General features: G+C 33.7%; 21 protein-coding genes. 10 read left to right on the forward strand and 11 right to left on the reverse strand.

Going from position 1 to position 20,160, the window contains the following annotated elements:
- Positions 1-115 precede the first annotated feature (115 nt).
- Positions 116-685: a DUF3109 family protein gene (locus ACNRYB_RS02460; protein WP_473729128.1), complete on the reverse strand. Its 570-nt coding sequence runs from the start codon at positions 683-685 to the stop codon at positions 116-118.
- Positions 686-1,041: 356 nt separating this feature from the next.
- On the opposite strand from ACNRYB_RS02460, the gene ACNRYB_RS02465 reads away from it, so the two are divergent.
- The 3 genes from ACNRYB_RS02465 (at position 1,042) to ACNRYB_RS02475 (ending at position 2,538) form a co-directional block, all read left to right on the forward strand.
- The gene (locus ACNRYB_RS02465) at positions 1,042-1,620 is read left to right on the forward strand and encodes a MarC family protein (protein ID WP_091494800.1); all 579 of its coding nucleotides are present in this window, start codon (positions 1,042-1,044) and stop codon (positions 1,618-1,620) included.
- Positions 1,621-1,727: 107 nt separating this feature from the next.
- A complete protein-coding gene (locus ACNRYB_RS02470; protein ID WP_008465053.1) occupies positions 1,728-1,931 on the forward strand; it encodes a hypothetical protein in 204 nt (67 codons plus the stop codon).
- A gap of 1 nt (position 1,932) precedes the next feature.
- Positions 1,933-2,538, forward strand: coding sequence for an FAD-dependent oxidoreductase (locus ACNRYB_RS02475; protein WP_129746735.1), 606 nt, complete (start codon positions 1,933-1,935; stop codon positions 2,536-2,538).
- 115 nt (positions 2,539-2,653) lie between these two features.
- Here ACNRYB_RS02475 and ACNRYB_RS02480 read toward each other — a convergent pair whose 3' ends face one another.
- From ACNRYB_RS02480 to ACNRYB_RS02500, 5 genes are all read right to left on the reverse strand, one after another.
- Positions 2,654-2,971, reverse strand: a complete 318-nt coding sequence (locus ACNRYB_RS02480) for a hypothetical protein (RefSeq protein ID WP_473729129.1) — start codon at positions 2,969-2,971, stop codon at positions 2,654-2,656.
- Positions 2,972-3,061: 90 nt separating this feature from the next.
- Positions 3,062-3,427 (reverse strand): nuclear transport factor 2 family protein, encoded by a 366-nt coding sequence (locus tag ACNRYB_RS02485; RefSeq protein WP_129746524.1) that lies wholly within the window; start codon positions 3,425-3,427, stop codon positions 3,062-3,064.
- 16 nt (positions 3,428-3,443) lie between these two features.
- Positions 3,444-5,021: a S41 family peptidase gene (locus ACNRYB_RS02490; protein WP_473729130.1), complete on the reverse strand. Its 1,578-nt coding sequence runs from the start codon at positions 5,019-5,021 to the stop codon at positions 3,444-3,446.
- The gene (locus tag ACNRYB_RS02495; protein ID WP_129746526.1) at positions 5,021-5,452 is read right to left on the reverse strand and encodes a deoxycytidylate deaminase; all 432 of its coding nucleotides are present in this window, start codon (positions 5,450-5,452) and stop codon (positions 5,021-5,023) included. Before ACNRYB_RS02495 ends, ACNRYB_RS02490 begins: the two co-directional genes overlap by 1 nt.
- Positions 5,453-5,457: 5 nt before the next feature.
- Complete coding sequence (locus tag ACNRYB_RS02500) at positions 5,458-6,051, reverse strand: HupE/UreJ family protein (protein ID WP_129746527.1); 594 nt, start codon at positions 6,049-6,051, stop codon at positions 5,458-5,460.
- A 167-nt stretch (positions 6,052-6,218) separates the two neighbouring features.
- Between ACNRYB_RS02500 and ACNRYB_RS02505 the strand changes: the two genes are divergently transcribed.
- Positions 6,219-6,650, forward strand: a complete 432-nt coding sequence (locus ACNRYB_RS02505) for a TerB family tellurite resistance protein (RefSeq protein ID WP_008465064.1) — start codon at positions 6,219-6,221, stop codon at positions 6,648-6,650.
- A 135-nt stretch (positions 6,651-6,785) separates the two neighbouring features.
- On the opposite strand, the gene ACNRYB_RS02510 is transcribed toward ACNRYB_RS02505, so the two are convergent.
- Positions 6,786-7,265, reverse strand: coding sequence for a hypothetical protein (locus ACNRYB_RS02510; RefSeq protein WP_129746528.1), 480 nt, complete (start codon positions 7,263-7,265; stop codon positions 6,786-6,788).
- 156 nt (positions 7,266-7,421) lie between these two features.
- The gene (gene fbp, locus ACNRYB_RS02515) at positions 7,422-8,429 is read right to left on the reverse strand and encodes a class 1 fructose-bisphosphatase (protein ID WP_473729131.1); all 1,008 of its coding nucleotides are present in this window, start codon (positions 8,427-8,429) and stop codon (positions 7,422-7,424) included.
- 171 nt (positions 8,430-8,600) lie between these two features.
- Here fbp and ACNRYB_RS02520 point away from each other — a divergent pair, with 171 nt between their 5' ends.
- The 6 genes from ACNRYB_RS02520 to ACNRYB_RS02545 all read left to right on the forward strand — a co-directional run bounded on the left by ACNRYB_RS02520 (position 8,601) and on the right by ACNRYB_RS02545 (position 16,295).
- Positions 8,601-9,089 carry a GNAT family N-acetyltransferase gene (locus tag ACNRYB_RS02520; RefSeq protein WP_129746530.1) on the forward strand — a complete coding sequence of 163 codons (489 nt, stop codon included), beginning with the start codon at positions 8,601-8,603 and terminating at the stop codon, positions 9,087-9,089.
- Between the two features lie 120 nt (positions 9,090-9,209).
- Positions 9,210-10,469 (forward strand): aspartate kinase, encoded by a 1,260-nt coding sequence (locus ACNRYB_RS02525; RefSeq protein ID WP_473729132.1) that lies wholly within the window; start codon positions 9,210-9,212, stop codon positions 10,467-10,469.
- Between the two features lie 142 nt (positions 10,470-10,611).
- Positions 10,612-10,812, forward strand: a complete 201-nt coding sequence (locus ACNRYB_RS02530) for a hypothetical protein (RefSeq protein ID WP_473729133.1) — start codon at positions 10,612-10,614, stop codon at positions 10,810-10,812.
- Positions 10,813-10,925: 113 nt separating this feature from the next.
- Complete coding sequence (locus ACNRYB_RS02535) at positions 10,926-14,360, forward strand: hypothetical protein (protein ID WP_473729134.1); 3,435 nt, start codon at positions 10,926-10,928, stop codon at positions 14,358-14,360.
- Between the two features lie 63 nt (positions 14,361-14,423).
- Entirely contained in the window at positions 14,424-14,999 is a 576-nt protein-coding gene (locus ACNRYB_RS02540) for a hypothetical protein (protein WP_473729135.1), read from the forward strand.
- A 216-nt stretch (positions 15,000-15,215) separates the two neighbouring features.
- Entirely contained in the window at positions 15,216-16,295 is a 1,080-nt protein-coding gene (locus tag ACNRYB_RS02545) for a glycosyltransferase (protein WP_473729136.1), read from the forward strand.
- 184 nt (positions 16,296-16,479) lie between these two features.
- Here the strand turns inward: ACNRYB_RS02545 and ACNRYB_RS02550 are convergent, their stop codons facing one another.
- The 3 genes from ACNRYB_RS02550 to ACNRYB_RS02560 all read right to left on the reverse strand — a co-directional run bounded on the left by ACNRYB_RS02550 (position 16,480) and on the right by ACNRYB_RS02560 (position 19,942).
- The gene (locus ACNRYB_RS02550) at positions 16,480-17,790 is read right to left on the reverse strand and encodes a porin (RefSeq protein WP_473729137.1); all 1,311 of its coding nucleotides are present in this window, start codon (positions 17,788-17,790) and stop codon (positions 16,480-16,482) included.
- Positions 17,791-17,953: 163 nt separating this feature from the next.
- Positions 17,954-19,039 (reverse strand): sensor histidine kinase, encoded by a 1,086-nt coding sequence (locus ACNRYB_RS02555; RefSeq protein ID WP_066033437.1) that lies wholly within the window; start codon positions 19,037-19,039, stop codon positions 17,954-17,956.
- A gap of 219 nt (positions 19,040-19,258) precedes the next feature.
- Positions 19,259-19,942, reverse strand: a complete 684-nt coding sequence (locus ACNRYB_RS02560; RefSeq protein ID WP_008465097.1) for a response regulator transcription factor — start codon at positions 19,940-19,942, stop codon at positions 19,259-19,261.
- Between the last annotated feature and the right edge of the window lie 218 nt (positions 19,943-20,160).

Here is a 20,160-nt window from a genome sequence, read left to right on the forward strand (position 1 = left end):
AAATATAAAAAGCAAGAAATTTTAAATAGTTTTAAAAAGTTTTTTTTGAGTTAAAACTTTGTTTTTTTGAGTCAAAAAATGAAGAGAGAAAAAGGTATAAATTACACTTTAATTTTTAAGAATTTTTAAGCTCTTCGGCTACCTTTTCTAGCTCCAAATACCAGTCTTCTCCAAAACGGCGAATCAATGCCTCTTTTACAAATTTGTAAACTGGAACTTCAAGTTCTTTTCCTAACGAACAAGCATCATCGCAGATATCCCATTTATCATAGTTTACAGCTGCAAATTCTGTGAAGTCTTTTACTCGAATTGGGTATAAATGACAAGAAACAGGTTTTTTCCAATCCACTACTCCTTGATTGTAAGCTTGCTCGATTCCGCAAAGTGCCGTTTTTCCGTCAAAAATCACATAAGCGCAATCTTTATTATCAATCAGCGGCGTTTCTAGATCACCATCTGTTCCTTTTACCCAAGTTCCTTGCGCTTCGATTGCTTCAATTCCTTCTTTTCGTAAAAAAGGTTTTACTTTTGGGTAAATGTCTTCTAAGATTTTAGTTTCAGCCTCATTCAAAGGCGCCCCCGCATCTCCATCAACACAACAAGCTCCTCTACAAGCAGACAAGTTGCACACAAATTCTTTTTCCAGAATGTCCTCTGAAATAATAGTTTTACCTAACTGAAACATGATATTAAATACTGTAATTTATAAAGTGCAAAGATAGTCAAAGAAAGGAGATAAAATAGGATGAAAATTTAACCTCAAAGTTCGCAAGGATTTGCGCAAAGGTTCACAAAGTTTATACGCACACATTTCCAATACCTATTTTAATTTGCGAACCTTGCGAATTTAATTTTGCGTGCTTTGCGGTTAAACCTATTATAAGTTTTACTAAATGCAAAAGAAAACAATAATTGTTACAAATATCACTTTTTTAACCAATAAAACATGTTTTTATAACAAAAATGCATTGTATCGAAAAAACACCTAACTTTATTAACTACTTTTGCAGCAGTTTTTTAAACCCTAAAAATCAAAGCGATATGTTAGAAATCGATTTTAAAGAAATCATTACCGTTAGTATGGTGCTTTTTGCCGTAATTGATATTGTTGGCTCGATTCCGATTATTGTGAATTTAAGAGCTAAAGTCGGACACATCGAATCTGAGAAAGCTTCTATCGTTGCAGGTGCAATTATGATTGTTTTTCTTTTTGTTGGAGAAGGTTTATTGAATCTTATTGGAATAGACGTTCATTCATTTGCTGTTGCTGGTTCTTTCGTATTATTTTTTCTGGCTTTAGAAATGATTTTAGGAATTAGAATCTATCGTGATGAAGAACCAGGGTCTGCTTCTATTGTACCGCTGGCGTTTCCTCTAATTGCTGGTGCAGGAACAATGACCACTTTATTATCACTTCGATCACAGTTTCATACCATCAATATTATCATTGCCATTTTATTAAATATTATTCTAGTTTACATCGTTTTAAAGTCTTCTAAAAAAATCGAAAATCTACTGGGAGAAAACGGACTTGGAGTGGTTCGCAAGACATTTGGAGTAATACTTTTAGCAATTGCTGTTAAATTATTCGCTGCTAATGTTAAAGGTTTGTTTGTCTAAATTTTATTTTTATAAATTTACCCCGTAAAATTTCTAAAATACAACTTTGAGGCAATTTCCCCATAAAGTTCTACTTTATTATTTTAGACAAAAACAAAGACAACCTTATGAAAATTTTCACTTCAATCTTAGTGCTTTTGGCATTAGCTTTAATCGTTTTTAATATTACGCTATTAGACTTTAAAAACCCTTTTCAAGGAGATAGTATGGTAGCTTTTATTGGAATCGCCGCTTCATTTTGCGCTGTTTTGATTCTTTTGATTTTTAGAATTTCAAAAAGAATTGAAGAAAAAATGAATGACAACAGATAATATGTTTGATGTTTTAATTATTGGCGGAGGAGTATCTGGAATGTCTTGTGCTCTAGTCTTAGGATCCGCAAAAAACAAAACTTTTGTTACTGACAAAAAAATCGGAATTTTTACTCATCAGAAAAATTCTTCTTTACAAGAGGCAATATTTTATAACGCTTACGGAATTACACCAGGAAAATTAGGTTCTGAACTTTTAACTGAAAGCACACAGGATTTAGCAACGACTTACCCGCACATTACTCAGATTCCAAATGAAAAAGTAATGAAAATTGAGGGCAGTTACCCAGAGTTTACCGTAGTAACCAACAAGAATTCATACCAAACAAAAAATATCGTGGTCGGAATTGGATCTGCCAATACTTTCGACATTGAAGGTTTAAAGCAATTTGTTGAACCTCACAAAAAAGCACTTCCAGAAAAACAGCGTATTCAGCTTAAAAACGAAGATCACAAAGTAGCAGACGGCATTTATGTTATCGGAACTTTAGCGGGCTGGAGAAGTCAATTAGCAATTGCTGCCGGAAGTGGCGCTGCTGTAGCAACAGATATTTTAACTTTATGGAATAACGGCGTGCAGACTCACGCTCACGATAGTATTCGATAATACGCTATAAAAATTATTAAACCATATAAGTTATATAAGTTCACATATGCTTTGCGCATAGTTTAAATGAACTTATATAACTTATATGGTTTATTTTTTTAAGTTTTTCGCCTTTTTATTTAACCGAAACGATTTCTGTTACTTTAATATGGTTTTCATCTTCAGATTTCCATTTTTCTCCTTTAACAGATACTACATCTCCAATTTTTAATTGTTTGTAATTCTGAGGCCCGCCAACGTTTACAATACTGATTGTAGCAAAGTATACTTCTTTTGCGTCTGTTGTAATTTTGGCTGTGTAACCATCTTTTCCCGCTTCTATACCGTCTACTTTTCCTGAAACTATAGCATTCGTGTCGTTTTTCATAGTTGTACAAGAGATTACAAAAGTCATTAAGAGCACTAGAAAACTGATTCTTTTTAGATTTTTCATATATTTTAGTTTAACCGCGAAGTTCGCGAGGATTTACGCAAGGTGCGCAATGTTTTATTTTAAGTTAATATTATTTTATTGCATCAAACTTTACGCCAACTGAACACAGCTACCTGCAATAACTTTTAGATTCTTACCCGATTTTTTCCAAACTCTTATATATTTGAAAACTCCACTGATCGAATTATTATCGTAAGTTGCCTTTAAAGCAACTGTAACAGCAACAACAGCCGAATCATCAATTATATTCACAATTTGATCTGATGCTTCCAAAGAATTAATTTTTAGCTTTCCTGAACGATATGATTCCAAATCAAACTCTTTCGTTATGGTTTGTCCGTCGGGCATATTAAACAATAAATCATCATGAAGGATTGTTTCCAAAGCCATAACATCCGATTTTTTAATTGCAGTCAAGAGTTCGATTTCTGCATCAACAACGGTTTCTATTTTCATGATATAAAGATTGAAGTTATTTCTTTGGAGCTAGAATTGTTTTTATCATGGCATCATCTTTCAAGATTACATCATAATAATACAATTCTCCAAACAGCTGTCGTGCAAATTCAGCTGTAATATGACGGTTTACGAGCGCTTTCGTTTTATCCAATTTCAAGTCCAGACCTGTCATTAAAATATAGTTTTTAAATCTTTTGAAATAAAAATCTGAGCTTTTCATTTTAGTCAAAAACTCATTGAAATTATCTCCCGCAAAAGCATTTCTATTTTTATCTAATTCTTCAAAGACAAAATGGCCAACAATTCCTGTTTGCAATAAATAAGCAACATTTTCATTTCCATGCTCTGCTTCCATTGGAACAAAAACATCTGGAACAATTCCGCCGCCGCCATAAACGATTTTTCCTTTAGGAGTTTTAAATTTTAAAGAATCTGCTACTTTTATGCTGTCTTTTGCATACAATTCTCCAGTAGCAATTCTTGCTTCAGATTCTTTAAAATATTCTTCGTTTCCTTTTTTATACGGTTTTTGAATTGATCTTCCTGTTGGCGTATAATAACGTGCTACAGTCAATCTCACAGCAGATCCGTCATTAAAGTCCATTTCTCTTTGAACAAGACCTTTTCCAAAAGAACGTCTTCCAACAATAGTTCCGCGATCATTATCTTGAATGGCTCCTGCTAAGATTTCGCTCGCAGAAGCACTATTTTCATTAATTAAAACATAAACTTTCCCTGTTTCAAAACTTCCTGCTTTTGTTGCATACGTTTTCTCAGTAGAACCGTTTTTGCTTTTCGTGAAAACGATTAATTGTCTGTCTTTTAAAAACTCATCGGCAATAGCAATCGCTTCTTCCATATAACCTCCCCCATTATCACGGAGGTCAATTACGAGCGACTGAATTCCCTTTTGTTTTAATCTCGTTAAACCAGTTTTAAATTCATTGAAAGTAGTTTCGGCAAAACGGTTTATTTTGATATACCCCACATTATTTCCAATCAGCAAAGAAGCATCAACACTTTTAATTGGAATAATATCTCGTTTTACTTTAAACTTTAGTTTCTTCTGTTCTGATTTCCTAAAAACAGTCAATTCGATCTCTGAACCTTGAAGTCCTTTTAATTTAGAAAACAAACTATCCGAAGGTAATTTTCTGCCATACAATTTGGTTTTTCCTGCAAATAAAATTCGATCGCCAGATTTTATTCCTGCTTTTGCTGAAGGACCGTTTTCTACTGGTTTTATGATTGCAACCGAATCTTTATACATATAGAAATTGATTCCGATTCCCACGAAATCTCCTTTCATGCTTTCGGCAACCTCAGCCTGTTCGCTTGGCGGAATATAAACGGAATGCGGATCTAATTTAGAAAGAATATTATCGACTGTAAGATTTACAATCGAATCGGTATTGACGCTATCAACATATTCGGTATTGATAAAATCAATGAGTTTGTTAAGTTTGGTTTTGGAGTAATTTTTAGCCAAAAGCTGGTCACTTGCAGGAGCATTCATCAAGCTTCCGGCAATTGTTCCAAGAGCAAAAGTTGCTCCTATGACTATTGGCAAATATTTTGAGTTAAATTTCATTACTCTTCCAAAATAGGAATGTGTTCTACTTCTACGCCAGCTTTTATCAAAAACTGGATTCCCGAATCGTCACGGTATCCATTATGATATACCACTCTTTTTATACCTGACTGATGTATTAATTTGCTGCATTCTTTGCAAGGCGAAAGCGTGATATACAATGTTGCTCCTTCGCAAGATTGTGTTGATCTTGCCACTTTCAAGATTGCATTTGCTTCGGCGTGCAAAACATCCCAACGGGTTAACCCGTCTTCATCTTCGCAACAATTCTCAAATCCAGATGGCGTACCATTGTAACCATCAGAGATAATCATTCTGTCTTTTACGATAATAGCGCCAACTTGTTTACGTTTACAGTACGAAAGCAGGCTCCACTCTTTTGCAATTCGCAGATATGCTTTATCGTATTTATTCAGTTTTTTTACTTCCATTTAATTTATCTGTTCCAAATTGGGCTTTCAATAATCATCGGAATTACAACTCCAATAATAAAAGCCGACATTACAAGTGCCCAGTCGCGTTTTGAAAAACGGAAAACTGTCTGCACTATATATGAAATTACCAGAACAACAAAAACTACTACCAGCTGAGCAGCTTCTATTCCTAAGGCAAACTCTCCCAAAGGTAACAATTTTGAGGTTGCAGAGCCTCCTAAAATTGTCTTGAAATAATTAGAAAAACCTAGTCCATGAATAATTCCAAAGAATAAAGTTATGAAAAATACTAGATTTACGCCATCATTTTTTGAGGTCTTTCCAGCCGTAAACAAATGATAAAGAGCTGTTATTAAAATTGTAATTGGAATCAGGAATTCTACAATGTTAACTTTTATGGCAATTATGCCGTAAACAGAAAGAATTAAAGCCAAAGTATGGCCAATTGTAAAAAGCGAAACCAATAAAAAAATTCTTTTCCAGTCTTTAAAAAGATACGGAACAGTTAAGGCGATTAAAAAAAGAACGTGATCGTAAGCATTGATGTCTAAAACGTGTTTTAATCCTATTTGAAAATAAATCCAAAATTGTGACATAGGTGTAATGTAATTAAATAATTAGGGGTTGTAAACTTACGATTAATTTTCAAACTTAAAGATTGAAGACGTTAAATCCTGTAGCAAAAAAGTTAAATTTTATGAGAATTTTAAAATCGATAATTTAAAATAAAATTTATCTTTGTTTAACAAAAACACTTTTAATTATGTCATTTTCAGAATTATTTGATAGCGAATTCAAGCAAAGAAACAAAGGACACTTTTCTGCTATTGTTCGTGTAGCTTTAGCTGATGGGGTGGTTTATCCAGAAGAAAAAGCCTTTTTAGATAAACTTGCTTCTCGCTTAGAAATTACAGAATCGGAATATGAAGAAATTCTTAGCGATCCTTTAAAATATCCGATCAATCCACCTTATTCATATGTTCAACGCTTAGAGCGTTTATATGACCTAACCCGTATGGTGCATGTTGACCATCAGCTTGAAGACAAACAAGAAGTACTTCTAAAAAAGATAAGTGTTGCCCTTGGATTTACACCAAGCAACGTAGATTATATTATTGCAAAAGCATTGTCATTGGTTGACAAAAAAGTAGATGCAGATACTTTTATCTACGAAATGCAACATATGCATAAATAATAGTTTTCAGTTTTCGGTCTCAGTTTACAGTTTATACTGATATTGGAAATTTGAAACTTCTAAAAATAAAAACCCGACAGATTTTTAAAAACCTGTCGGGTTTTTATTTTTAATTGATTCTGAATTTTATTGAGGTTATTCCATCACGATTTTTCCGCTTAGCGCACCTTTAAAATTTACTTTTTTATTGTTTATATCATAAACTTCTGGAGAAACAAATTCAAAATTAAAATTAGAATCACCATTATCTGTTATTTTCAGAGAATATCCACTAATATAATATCTTTTATCTGGAGCATAAAACTCAGCCATTGCCAATAATTCATCAGCCGTTCCAATTCCAAATGAGTATTCGCCAGTCAAACTTTTCTGAGTTGCAGGAAACGAAATATCAATATATAAGAATTCTTCCATTCCTTCATTGTTTATTACAAACCGAACTCTTTTCTGAGATTCAAAACTTGCCGGCTGATAGGAGTAAACTGCTTTATTGGGTTTAAAGGTTATTCCATCAATAACAATTGAAGAATTCACTCCTGATTTATTGTCTTCATCAGATGAACATCCAACTGCAAAACCTAACACTAGAAAAAGAATTAAAGTAATATTTTTCATATAATAATTTTAATCAAATATATGTAAAAGACTCAAATGCAACTTATTTTTATCTTATTTTTTTAATTGATTAAAAAACAAAACCCGACAGTTTTAAAAACCTGTCGGGTTTGCTATTTATAGTCCAGACTAAAAACTGAGACTGAGACTAAAAACTTAATTCGCCTCAGCCATAAATTCCTCGGCTTTTTCTACCATCTTATAGCTTCCGCAAAAGAAAGGCACTCTTTGGTGCAATTCAGTTGGCTGGATTTCCATAATTCGTCCGAAACCGTCTGTTGCTTTTCCTCCTGCTTGTTCTGCTAAAAAAGCCATCGGGTTACATTCGTACAATAAACGTAATTTCCCTTTTGGTGCTTTTGAACTTGTCGGATAAATATAAATTCCACCTTTAATCATATTTCGATGAAAATCGGCTACCAAACTTCCAATGTATCTCGAAGTGTATGGTCTGTCTCCTTCTTCTCGCTGGCAGTATTTAATGTAATTTTTTACTCCCTGCGGAAAATGGACATAGTTTCCTTCGTTTACCGAATAAATGTTCCCATTTTCTGGAAATTTCATGTTTGGATGCGAAAGATAAAATGTACCTATCGCTGGATTTAACGTAAAACCATTTACGCCATGTCCTGTCGTATACACAAGCATTGTTGAAGTTCCATAAATTACATAACCTGCTGCAACTTGATTTATTCCCGGCTGTAAAAAATCCTCGCTAGTTACCGGAGTTCCTATTGGAGTAACTCTTCTAAAAACAGAAAAGATAGTTCCCACAGAAACATTTACATCAATGTTTGAAGATCCGTCAAGCGGATCCATTAAGATCACGTACTTATTATTATGACAGTTGTCGCTCCCCTGAACTGTAATAAAATCGTCGTTTTCTTCAGAAGCAATACCACAGACAATCTCACGGTTTATTAACGTCTGGATAAATACTTCGTTTGCATAGACATCTAATTTTTGCTGGTCTTCACCTTGAATATTCTGTTCGCCTGCCGCGCCCACAATATCTACTAAACCCGCTTGGTTTACTTTATGATTGACCACTTTTGCCGCCAATCGAATAGAGTTGATAATTCGCGAGAGTTCTCCCGACGAATACTGAAATGCTTTTTGGTTCTCAATAATAAACTCTCCCAGTGTTTTATTGCGTTCTTCCATTTCTAAATCGTTATAGTTTTATTTTTAAGTCACAAATATCGCTTATTTTGTGAGAATGATTTAAAAATTATTTTGTTTGTTTGCTACTATTGTATATTTGCTAACAATCTGCAAAAAGCATCCAATAAAATGACGCTTTTTTAGATAATAAATAGTTAAAAATAAGAATATATGAATATTAGAAAAGGAAATCCTGAAGATATGAAATCGGTGTTAGGGCTTATTCAGGAGCTTGCAATATTCGAAAAAGAACCCGATGCGGTTGTCATTACAGAGGAAGATTTAGTACGCGACGGTTTTGGCGAAAAACCATTATTTCACGTTTTTGTTGCAGAGATCGAAAACGAAGAAAAACAAAAAGAAATTGTTGGAATTGCGTTGTATTATTACCGCTATTCGACCTGGAAAGGAAAGACAATTCATCTTGAAGATTTGATTGTAAAAGAAAAGATGCGAGGCACCGGTTTAGGTTCTGCTCTTTATGCTGAAATCATGAAACAAGGAAAAAGAGACGGCGTGCGAAGAGTGGAATGGAATGTTTTGGCTTGGAATACACCAGCTGTAAATTTTTACAAAAATTCTGGTGCAAGAATTCTTGAGGATTGGCAAGTAGTCCAAATGGATGAAGCTGGAGTTAACTCATTCTTAGAAAAATTATAAAAAAATATTATTCGCCACGAGTTAATTAGTGAAAATTTGTGCAATTCGTGGCAGAAAAAAACAAAATACTAGGTTTCAGTTTGAATCTGAAATCTAAAATCTAAAAATCTAAAATTAAAAATGAGAGTATTTAAATTTGGTGGTGCATCGGTAAAAGATGCAGATGGAATTAAAAACGTATACGACGTTTTACAAAAAGTGGGTTATGAAGACGTGATTTTGGTAGTTTCTGCGATGGGAAAAACTACAAATGCTCTCGAAGTTGTAATCAAGAATTACTTTGAAAAATCGACAGAATTAAATGCTTCTGTTCAGGAAATTAAAAAATACCACAATCAGATCTTATTGGATTTGTTTGAAGATGAAAGTCATGCAGTTTTTGCAGCTGTAAATGCTCAGTTTGACGAATTAGAATATTTTCTAGCTCATAATAAATCTCCAAATTACAACTTTGTTTACGATCAGGTGGTAAGTTTTGGTGAATTGATTTCGACTAATATTTTAAGCCACTATATGAATTTCAGAGGAATTCAGACGCAATGGCTTGATGTTCGTAATTTCATTAAAACGAATGCAAACTACAGAGATGCAGAAGTTGACTGGGAAACTACGCAGCAAAACATCAGCAAAAATGTACCTAGAAAACAATTAAATATCACACAAGGTTTCTTAGGTGCAGATGAAAATAATTTTACAACAACTTTGGGCCGCGAAGGTTCTGATTATACTGCCGGAATTTTTGCTTACTGCTTAAACGCTGAAAGCGTAACGATCTGGAAAGACGTTCCTGGAGTTATGAATGCCGATCCGCGTTATTTTGAAAATGCAAGTTTGTTAAACCAAATTTCATATCGTGAAGCTATCGAATTGGCATTTTACGGAGCAACGGTTATTCACCCAAAAACATTACAGCCATTACAGAAAAAAGAAATTCCGTTGTATGTAAAATCATTCGTTAATCCTTTATTAAAAGGAACTTGCGTTTCTAAAGGCGTAGATTTGGAACCACAATATCCATGTTTTATTGTAAAAAGAGAACAGCTTTTAATTTCCCTTTCTTCTATTGATTTCTCTTTCATTATGGAAGAAAACATCAGTGAGATTTTTGGTTTATTCCACGAATTTAAAATCAAAGTAAACTTGATTCAGAACTCAGCAATTAGTTTCTCTGTTTGTGTGGAAGATAAATTTGGAAATTTCCCAGAATTGAATGCTATTCTTTCTAAAAAATTCAAAGTAGAATACAGCGAAAATGTAACTTTATATACAATCCGTCACTTTACAGAAGAGGCAGCGCAGACTGTCGAGGCAAACAAAGAAGTTCTACTAAAACAAGTTAGCCGCGAAACTATGCAGATTGTCACTAAAGAATTAATCTAACATTGCTTTATAAAAGGTAATTATTTAATTCAAAAATTATTGAAAAGGCTTCACTTAATTGTGGAGCCTTTTTTATTTCGAAAGAATTTTCTCTATTTAACTGTTTTTTGATTATATTTACTTTCTTTACAAAGAACTTAAAATGAGCAAAAAGGGCTTTTTATTAGTTTTCATCATCCTTGGTTTATTATACATTAGTATATCTTTAAGTCCGTTGCTTACAAAGGATATCAAAGACATTTCTTATTCCGATTTTAGGTTAGTAATTGGCCCGTTTTTATCTACAGTGGCTATTCTTATTACCTATACACAATTGAAAAAAGGAAAAGCCAACAAGCAATAGCAATTTTCTACACAAAAAAATGGAAGTACGGAACACTCCATTTCTCAATAAATAAAAGCCTCGTAATTTCCCATTATAAATACTACTTTTGACTTTTTAGAGTTAGAGTATTTATGTTGAAAAAATTACTGTTTTTGACGGTTTTCTTCTGGTTTTCTGCGCTTCAGGCTCAGGAAACTGAATCGCTGTACAAAACCAAAAAAGTAGTTGTTTCAAAAGATACCATTCGTCTTGAAAAAGTGGCCATCAACTCTGGATTCTTCCAGATTCTGAACACTAAAAACGAACCTATCGATTCGACTTTTTATAAGATCGATTTTCAAAAAGGATATTTGCTTTTAAATGAAAAATTCCAATCGGTTTCAGATACTCTAATTGTCAATTATCTTAACTATCCTGATTTCTTAACCAAAGAATATAGCCTTTACAAATCTGATCAGATTGTAAGCGGTGATGTTGGAACAGACAAATTATACCGAATTGATAATGGTTCAAATGCAAAAAAAGTAACGCCTTTTGATGGTCTGGAAACTTCCGGAAGCATTACTCGAGGCGTTACGGTGGGAAATAATCAAAGTACGGTTTTAAACTCCAATTTAGACTTGCAGATTACAGGAAAACTATCGGATAAAGTGAGTTTAAGAGCTTCTCTTCAGGACAACAATATTCCGTTGCAAGATGGCGGTTATTCGCAGAAACTCGATCAGTTTGACAATATTTTCATAGAACTTTTTAGTGATGATTGGAACATTCGCGCCGGCGATGTCTTTTTAGAAAACAGAAAAACCCAATTTTTAGGCTTTAATAAAAAAGTTCAAGGACTTTCTGCCAACTTTGATTTTGATACTGAAAAAAGTAAAACCAATGTTTTTGCTTCCGTCGCTTTTGTAAAAGGACAATATGCTAAAAGTACGTTTACAGGTCAAGAAGGCAATCAAGGTCCGTATAAACTAAAAGGCCAAAATGGCGAATTGTATGTTCTCGTTATTTCAGGCTCTGAACGTGTTTATGTAAATGGCGTTTTATTAAAACGTGGCGAAAACAACGACTATGTGATTGATTACAATGCGGGAGAAATTGTCTTTACGTCGCTTTTTACCATCACTTCAGAAATGCGTATTAATGTCGAATACCAATACTCCGAACGAAATTACAATCGTCTCGTAACATATGCAGGCGCAACGCACGAAAACAAAAATTGGAGTTTTGGCGGTTATTTATATTCTGAAAATGATATGAAAAATCAGCCATTGCAACAAAATCTTTCTCCAGAACAAGTTCAGATTTTAAGCCAAGCTGGAGATGATGTGAATTTGATGAAAGCGCCTTCTGCCTATGAAGATACTTATGCAGAGAATAAAATTTTGTACAAAAAAGTACTAATTAATTCGGTTGAAGTTTATGAATATTCGAATAATCCTGCAGATGTTTTGTACAATGTAAGATTTAGTCAAGTTGGTGCAAATGCCGGAAATTATATCATTCAAAACAATAATTCTGTTGAACGTATTTATCAATATGTAGAACCTGTAAACGGAATCCTGCAAGGAAATTACGAACCAATTGTACAGCTTGTTGCTCCAATGAAACTTCAAGTGGCAACGTTTTTAGGGAAATACAATCCGAATGAAAAAACGCTGGTTGATTTTGAATTGGCCGTTAGCAATAATGACCAGAATTTATTTTCTGGAATTGATGATGCTAATAATGAAGGAATTGCTTTTAAAACCAATCTTAAAAAACGTCTTTTTTCTAGAAGCTGGAATTTAGATGCTTTTGCAAATTATCAATTTGTACAGCAGAATTTTAAATCGGTAGAACGTTTGTATAATATCGAATTTAATCGTGACTGGAATTTAACAGGAACACTTTATGGCAATCAAAGTCTTTTGGTTACAGGTTTAAATTTTGATTTATTTTCGAAAAAAGAAACTTCAAATATTGGTTTGCTGACTTATCAATTTGAAAAATTAGATTACAGCGAAAGCTATTCTGGAGCGAGGCATACAACAAACGCTTTATTCAAATTGAAAAATTGGACGATCGAAAACAACGGAAGTTTCCTAAATTCTGACGCCACAGCTTCGACTTCAAAATTCATTAGGAATCAAACCAGAACCAAATATCATTTTGGAAAAAATTGGGTTGGCGGCAGTATGCAATTAGAAGACAATCAGGAAAAAGATAAAGTTACGAATCAATTTTCGGCTTTAAGCCAAAGATTTTCAGAATATGGCGTATTTACAGGACGTGGCGACAGCACTAAAGTTTTTGTGGAAATTGGTTTTCTGCAAAGAAGAAACGATAGTTTACAAAACGGATTATTACAGCATGTCAATAATTCGCAGACGTATTATTTAAAATCAAAATTGATTCAGAACAAAACAACCGATTTAGCGGTTTATGCGAGTTATCGAAATTTAGATTTCACTGATAAATCGAGACAGAATGAACCTTCTTTAAATTCGAGAATTCTGTACAACGATCGCTTTTTTAATCAATTCATGCAGATTGGAACTGCTTACGAAACGAGTTCTGGAACTATTGCACAACAAGAATTTACGTATGTAGAAGTGCCAACAGGTCAAGGTGTTTATACTTGGAATGATTATAATGGCAACGGAATTCAGGAATTGGAAGAGTTTGAAGTTGCCGTTTATCAAGATCAGGCGCGATATGTGAGAGTATTTTTGCCGAATCAGATTTATATAAAAACTAATCAAAATAAGTTTTCGCAGTCTTTAACTCTGAATCCGTTGCAGTGGCAGAATGAAAAAGGATTTAAAAAATTGCTGTCTTATTTTTACAACCAGACTTCTTTTATAGTGGATCGAAAGATAAAAAGCGATGGCGAAAAACTAGAACTCAATCCGTTTGATTCATCAGAAGACAATATTTTAGGATTGAATTCGAGTTTTAGAAATAGTTTATTTTACAATCGAGGTAAGCAGAAACATTCGGTTACGTATTCTTATTTGATTAATAAAGGTAAAAGTCTGCTTTCTGTTGGTTCGCAGCATGTACAGAATTATTCGCATCAAATTCAGTACACCCATTTATACCAAAACAGCTGGCTATTTAATTTCTTTACCAAAACCATAAAAACCGATTTGGTTTCTAAAGATTTTGTTGAAAAAAACTATGATATTCAAGGCTGGCAACTCGCTCCGAAAGTCAGTTATTTATTCTCAAAAAATACCAAATTGGATTTCTTTTACGAGCTTCAAAACAAAAAAAATCAGATGGGAAATTTTGAAACTTTGGACCAAAATAGAATCGGAACTTCTTTTTCTTATGCAGGCGAAAAGAAAGTGACGGTGAATGGAGAATTTTCTTTTTATGAAAATAAATTTAACGGAAATGAATTTTCATCAGTCGGTTTTCAGATGCTCGAAGGACTTCAAGCGGGATCAAATTTGGTTTGGAAACTGCTTCTGCAAAAGAACATTACGTCTTTTTTGGATGTTAATTTAAATTATCAAGGGAGGAAAAGTGAAACAGGGAATACGATTCATACAGGAAACGTTCAGCTTCGTGCATATTTTTAATGTGTTGCGAAAAAGATGACAATAAATTGTTTAATTTTAATTGAAATTTAAACTTTTAGCCTTATGAAAAAATTAGTATTGTTATGTTTAATGGTTGTTTTCTCTTCTAATTTTTATGCTCAGGAAACAACTGCAAAAACTGCGAAAAGTAAAACAGAAGCTTCGGCAAAAAAAACTAAAGCTAGCGCAGACAAAGCTTCGGCTGACGCAAAAAAAGAAGCGTCAAAATCTAAAAAAGCAGCAGATGACGCAAAAACTGCTTCAACAAAAGCCAAAAAAGAGTCTGCTGACGCTGCAAAAAAGACTGCCGACAAAGAAGCTGCAAAAGCTAAAGCTGATGCAAAAAAAGCTACTGTAGAATCTGATAAAGCAAAAAGCACCGCTGACAAAGCAAAAAGCACTGCTGACAAAACCAAAACCGATGCCAAGAAAACAACTGCAAAAGCTGACGCTACTAAAAAAGACGCCACAGCTGCCAAAAAATCGGCTACTAAAACTTTAAAGGAAACTAACGAAAAAGCTCCCGCTGTACCAGACAAAGTAACAGGCGAATACAATGGTAAAAAAGTATATACAGGACCAAGAGGCGGTAAATACTATATTAACAAAAATGGTAATAAAACGTATATTCAGGATTAAGTTTCTAAGATGCTGAGACTCTAAGTTGCTAAGATTCTAAGATTAACAAATTAAGCCGAACCTATAGTTCGGCTTTCTTGTTTTCTAAACAGGAAATCTTTGAACTTAGAAGCCTAGCAACTCAGAAACTTAACACCTTAAATTAATAATTTCGTAATACCTTCGAAATAACATAAAAAACATATTTTTCTATCTTCGTTTTTAAAACTGTTAAAAATGAGTATAGATTATTCTGCGAATAAAACTATTTTAGTGGCTCCATTAAATTGGGGACTTGGACATGCCACTCGATGCATTCCTATTATTAAAGCGCTTCAGGAGAATAATTATATTCCGATTATTGCTTCTGATGGAGTTGCTCTGGCTTTATTACGAAAAGAATTTCCTTATATACAAACTTTAGAACTGCCTTCTTATCATATTGAATATGCTAAAAATGGCAAAAACTTTAAATGGAAGCTGATTAAAAATCTTCCGAAGATGATTACTGCTATTTTGGACGAGAAAAAAATGGTGAATCATTGGATAAAAAAACATGGCATTGACGGTATAATTTCGGATAATAGATTGGGAGTTATCAGTAAAAAAGTGCCTTCTGTTTTTATTACACATCAATTGAACGTAATGACAGGAAATACGACTTGGTTTACCAGTAAATGTCATCAGCATTTTATTAAAAAATACAATGAATGCTGGGTTCCAGATTCTAATGAAAAAATAAACCTGACGGGAGATTTAGGACACTTGAAAAATAGTGATCTGAATCTAAAATATATCGGTCCGCTGAGCCGCATGAAAAAAAAGGATACGCCAAAAATATATGATTTGATGATTATATTGTCTGGCCCAGAACCGCAGCGCACTTTCTTAGACGAAAAACTGCAGAAAGAAGCGGCAAAATATTCTGGAAAAGTAGTTTTTGTACAAGGGAAAGTAGAAAAATCGCAGGAAAAATGGCAAGCTGGAAATGTTACTTATTACAACTTCATGAATTCCAAACAGCTTGAACAGACTTTTAACGAAAGTGAATTTGTATTGTGCCGTTCGGGCTATACAACCGTAATGGATTTGGCAAAGCTGGGTAAAAAAGCCTTTTTTATTCCAACTCCAGGTCAATATGAACAGGAATATTTGGCGGTAAAACTTCAAGAAGAAAATCTAGTACCTTATGCCATGCAAGACGACTTTACTATAGAAAATTTATCAAAAGTAAAGTCATTTAAAGGATTATCCCAATTTGAAAATAATATTGATTGGGATTCATTATTTAAGATTTTTGAGGACAAAACTGCGTGATTGCACGCGGATGAAGCGGATTTACTTTCGCAAAGACGCGGATTATACGGATTTTATCTATTGTTTCTTCCTATAAAAAAAACCTCCAGCTAAAGCTGGAGGCAATTGAATTTTCCCTTAAATAAAAAATCAGTTTTTATCCGCGTCTTCGCGAAAGCGAATCTGTTTTATCTGCGTACTGATTTTAGAAGTTAAACTGCACTTGCAATCTTAGCACATTCCCTTGCTGTCTGTTTACTGGCAAAACGCTGTCTTCAAAAGTTCGGTCTGCTACTACGTATTCTGCTGTAAGCTCAAATGCTTTAATTGGCTGCCATTCTACACCAAATTCATAATCTCTAACGACGTAACTTCTAGCATCTTTTTCGTATTTTTTTCCTCCGTCATAATATTGGAATTTGGCAAAAGGATAAATACGCTGTTTTTTAAGATCCCATTTATAGTTTAACAAAACGTAACCTCCATTTAAATCAGTTTGGTCAATTCTATTTGTTGCTGGATTGTATCGAGGTCCAGTTCCGATATTGTATTCCGTCTGGATTCCGAATGGTCTTGGATATAAAACGAAAGTCGCTCCAACTCGCTGATCTTTTACATATTGCGGATCATTAACTGTAACTCCTGGCGAAACTTCTCCTGTAAAAGCCCATTTACCAGTATAAGCTTGAATTCCCGGTTCTATAATCTGGCTTCCGATAACAAAAGGATATGTTATTCTAGACACAACATTTAAGTCTCTGTTTCCGTCTAACTTATTTGCAATCTGACCATTGTAAACCCCTAAAGCAAATACTCCAAAATCTCCAGAACCTTTGTAGCCATCTTTAACCAACATTTCAAAACGCTTTCTAATTTCGGCTGGTGCCCAATAAAAGAAAACTCCTAAATCACGCTCGTTTAAAATTGAAGAGTTGATGGCATCGGCACGGTCTAAAGTTAAACGCTGTGAACTTGACTGCATATTTTCAAATCCGTATGGAATTTTACTCTGCCCGACACGTACCCGATATTCTTTTTTCTTATCAAAAGAAAGATCAAAATACAGGTCACGAATTTGAACAAAGTTCTGAATTCCTGTACTCGGCGAACTCGCAAAATCGGGTTGAAAATAGAAAAATACATTTGGATGCACTTGTCCAGAAAACACTAAACGGGCACGGCGAATAAAAAGCCCGTTGTTTGCTTTTGCATCTGGAGCCGTCGATGTTGTTCCCCAAGATCTATCGCATTGCTCACAGGAAACTTTATCATTTGTAGAAAACAAACCGTTATATCTGATTTGCGCGTAACCTCTTAAAGAGATTCTATCATACCAATGTTCCTCAACTCCACCTCCAGATTTTGTTTCCGGAAGTTTTGCTTTGTTTATAGAATCTAAAATACGCATTACTTCGTTTTTTACATCCTGCTTATTCAATTCTTGTTTGTTTGTTTCTTGCGCATTGGCTGCACAAGTTAGCAGTAATAAAACTGCCAATAGTTTTCTTTTTATCATTAGTTCTGTAATTCCCTTAATTTCAGGATGCAAAGATGGAGCACCTATGTTAAGAAATCATTAACCAGATGTTACTATAATAAAAATTTAATGTTATGGCCTAAATCGGAATGTTTATTTAGTGTTAAACACCTTTGTTGTAGGGCTTTTAGCAAAACTGACGTTACGATTTTTTAACGTCAGTTTTTGATGTTTTATTTGCTTTTTCGAGCGTAAAAGAGAATTCAGAGCCAATTCCGAACTCACTTTCTACATAAACTTTCTCTTTATGTGCTTCAATAATATGCTTTACAATCGCTAATCCTAAACCAGAACCGCCTTCAGATCTAGTTCCGCTTTTATCCACTCGGTAAAAACGTTCAAAAAGTCTGGGAATGTTTTGTTTTTCAACACCTTCGCCGTTATCGCTAATGCGGATTAAAACTTTTTTCTTAGTTAAGTTTACGACGCCAACTTCAGTCAAGCCGCCTTCCTTTCCGTATTTAATTGAATTGACAATCAGATTTTCCAGCACTTGCTGAATTCTATCCTTATCTCCTCTAATCATGACTGACTGTACATTTTTACTTTCAAAAGCCAGTTTGATTTTCTTTTTGTCTGCTTTCATTTCGAGCAACTCGAAAACATTTTGAATTAATTCGACAATATCAAAATCAGTCATATTCAAATCCAAATCGCCTGATTCTAATTTAGTAATCATATCCAAATCTTCTACGATATAGATAAGACGCTCTACTCCTTTTTCGGCGCGTTTTAAATATTTTTTTCTAATATTTTTATCGTCCATTGCGCCATCAAGCAAAGTAGAAACGTAACCTTGAACAGTAAATAAAGGTGTTTTCAATTCGTGTGAAACGTTTCCTAAAAATTCTCTTCTATATTGCTCACGAATTTCAAGCATTTCGATTTCGAGTTTTTTATCAGTCGCGAACTTTTTCACTTCGCGCGAAAGCGTTTCCATATCGGTATTAATCGGCTGATTGATTAATGTTGTCGATTCTAATAAAGAAACCTCATCATAGATTTTCTTTACTCTTCTGTAAATAAATCGTTCTACGCGATATTGCAAAACCAGAAATGAGAAAATATAAATTACGATAATGAAGATTATTCCAAACGCAACTTGATGTTTTAATTGATTCTTATAAAATAACGACATCAACATCAGCACAAATGCTGTCGTAAAGAGACTGATATACAATGCCGATTTTATGGCGAATTTATATGTTTTCTTAAAATTAATTTTCATTGATATTAAAACAATTAACCATTAAAGGAATATTTTTCTTCACCATGTAAGTGATATAAGTTCATTTAAAAATAACTTTTTTTGTGAATAAATAATAATTTTGAAAAGCCCATCTTTATCAAAGTCAGGCTTTGACAAAAATGAGCTTTTTTATTTTAAAGTAAACTATAATTTTAAATGAACTTCTATCACTTATATAGTTCATTTTCTATAGAGAAATTAAACTTCAAATTTATAGCCTACACCTTTTATAGTTTTAAAAAGATCTTCGCCTATTTTTTCACGCAGTTTTCTGATGTGAACATCAATTGTTCTTCCTCCAACTACAACTTCGTTACCCCAAACTTTATCCAAGATTTCGTCTCTTTTAAAAACTTTCCCTGGTTTTGAAGCTAATAGATAGAACAATTCGAATTCTTTTCTTGGCAAAGCAATTTCTACATTGCCTTTTATGATTTTGTATTCCTCACGATTAATTTCGATTCCGCCTACATTTAAAGTATCCGTAACAACTTCCTGTTCTTTTAACCTTCTTAACAGCGCCTTTACTTTAGAGACCAATAATTTTGGTTTTATTGGTTTAGTAATATAGTCATCAGCACCGGCATCAAAACCAGCTACTTGAGAATAATCTTCGCTTCTTGCTGTAAGGAATGTTATGATAACATTATTTAACTCTGGAATTTTTCTAATATGCTCGCAAGCCTCCATTCCGTCCATTTCTGCCATCATCACGTCCATAATGATTAGTTCTGGCAGCTCTTTCTGCGCTTTTGCTATAGCATCTTTTCCATTAGAAGCTGTAACAATCTGATAGCCTTCCTGAGCAAGGTTATAGCCAACGATTTCTAAGATATCTGGTTCATCGTCAACTAATAAAATCTTAGTTTGTGTTTTTTTCATAAATAGCAAAAATTGAGATTTTTATATCGAAACTTCTTCATTAAACATTCGATATTTCTTATTTCACAGGGTAAATATACTAACAAAAGAACCTTTAAAAAATGGTGTTAACCGTAATTTAATCTCGTAACAATTTGATAATCTTAACAACACAAAAACATAACAAGTCGGTAACATGGACTTCACAGAGCGGTTCTTTCTTTGCACAAAAATAATAA

It is taken from the genome of Flavobacterium sp. CR10, assembly GCF_055814415.1.

Bases quoted from the DNA above. Each gene is read 5' to 3' on its own strand.
- ACNRYB_RS02460 (WP_473729128.1), bottom strand. From the start codon at position 685: ATGTTTCAGTTAGGTAAAACTATTATTTCAGAGGACATTCTGGAAAAA.
- ACNRYB_RS02465 (WP_091494800.1), top strand. From the start codon at position 1,042: ATGTTAGAAATCGATTTTAAAGAAATCATTACCGTTAGTATGGTGCTT.
- ACNRYB_RS02470 (WP_008465053.1), top strand. From the start codon at position 1,728: ATGAAAATTTTCACTTCAATCTTAGTGCTTTTGGCATTAGCTTTAATC.
- ACNRYB_RS02475 (WP_129746735.1), top strand. From the start codon at position 1,933: ATGTTTGATGTTTTAATTATTGGCGGAGGAGTATCTGGAATGTCTTGT.
- ACNRYB_RS02480 (WP_473729129.1), bottom strand. From the start codon at position 2,971: ATGAAAAATCTAAAAAGAATCAGTTTTCTAGTGCTCTTAATGACTTTT.
- ACNRYB_RS02485 (WP_129746524.1), bottom strand. From the start codon at position 3,427: ATGAAAATAGAAACCGTTGTTGATGCAGAAATCGAACTCTTGACTGCA.
- ACNRYB_RS02490 (WP_473729130.1), bottom strand. From the start codon at position 5,021: ATGAAATTTAACTCAAAATATTTGCCAATAGTCATAGGAGCAACTTTT.
- ACNRYB_RS02495 (WP_129746526.1), bottom strand. From the start codon at position 5,452: ATGGAAGTAAAAAAACTGAATAAATACGATAAAGCATATCTGCGAATT.
- ACNRYB_RS02500 (WP_129746527.1), bottom strand. From the start codon at position 6,051: ATGTCACAATTTTGGATTTATTTTCAAATAGGATTAAAACACGTTTTA.
- ACNRYB_RS02505 (WP_008465064.1), top strand. From the start codon at position 6,219: ATGTCATTTTCAGAATTATTTGATAGCGAATTCAAGCAAAGAAACAAA.
- ACNRYB_RS02510 (WP_129746528.1), bottom strand. From the start codon at position 7,265: ATGAAAAATATTACTTTAATTCTTTTTCTAGTGTTAGGTTTTGCAGTT.
- fbp (WP_473729131.1), bottom strand. From the start codon at position 8,429: ATGGAAGAACGCAATAAAACACTGGGAGAGTTTATTATTGAGAACCAA.
- ACNRYB_RS02520 (WP_129746530.1), top strand. From the start codon at position 8,601: ATGAATATTAGAAAAGGAAATCCTGAAGATATGAAATCGGTGTTAGGG.
- ACNRYB_RS02525 (WP_473729132.1), top strand. From the start codon at position 9,210: ATGAGAGTATTTAAATTTGGTGGTGCATCGGTAAAAGATGCAGATGGA.
- ACNRYB_RS02530 (WP_473729133.1), top strand. From the start codon at position 10,612: ATGAGCAAAAAGGGCTTTTTATTAGTTTTCATCATCCTTGGTTTATTA.
- ACNRYB_RS02535 (WP_473729134.1), top strand. From the start codon at position 10,926: ATGTTGAAAAAATTACTGTTTTTGACGGTTTTCTTCTGGTTTTCTGCG.
- ACNRYB_RS02540 (WP_473729135.1), top strand. From the start codon at position 14,424: ATGAAAAAATTAGTATTGTTATGTTTAATGGTTGTTTTCTCTTCTAAT.
- ACNRYB_RS02545 (WP_473729136.1), top strand. From the start codon at position 15,216: ATGAGTATAGATTATTCTGCGAATAAAACTATTTTAGTGGCTCCATTA.
- ACNRYB_RS02550 (WP_473729137.1), bottom strand. From the start codon at position 17,790: ATGATAAAAAGAAAACTATTGGCAGTTTTATTACTGCTAACTTGTGCA.
- ACNRYB_RS02555 (WP_066033437.1), bottom strand. From the start codon at position 19,039: ATGAAAATTAATTTTAAGAAAACATATAAATTCGCCATAAAATCGGCA.
- ACNRYB_RS02560 (WP_008465097.1), bottom strand. From the start codon at position 19,942: ATGAAAAAAACACAAACTAAGATTTTATTAGTTGACGATGAACCAGAT.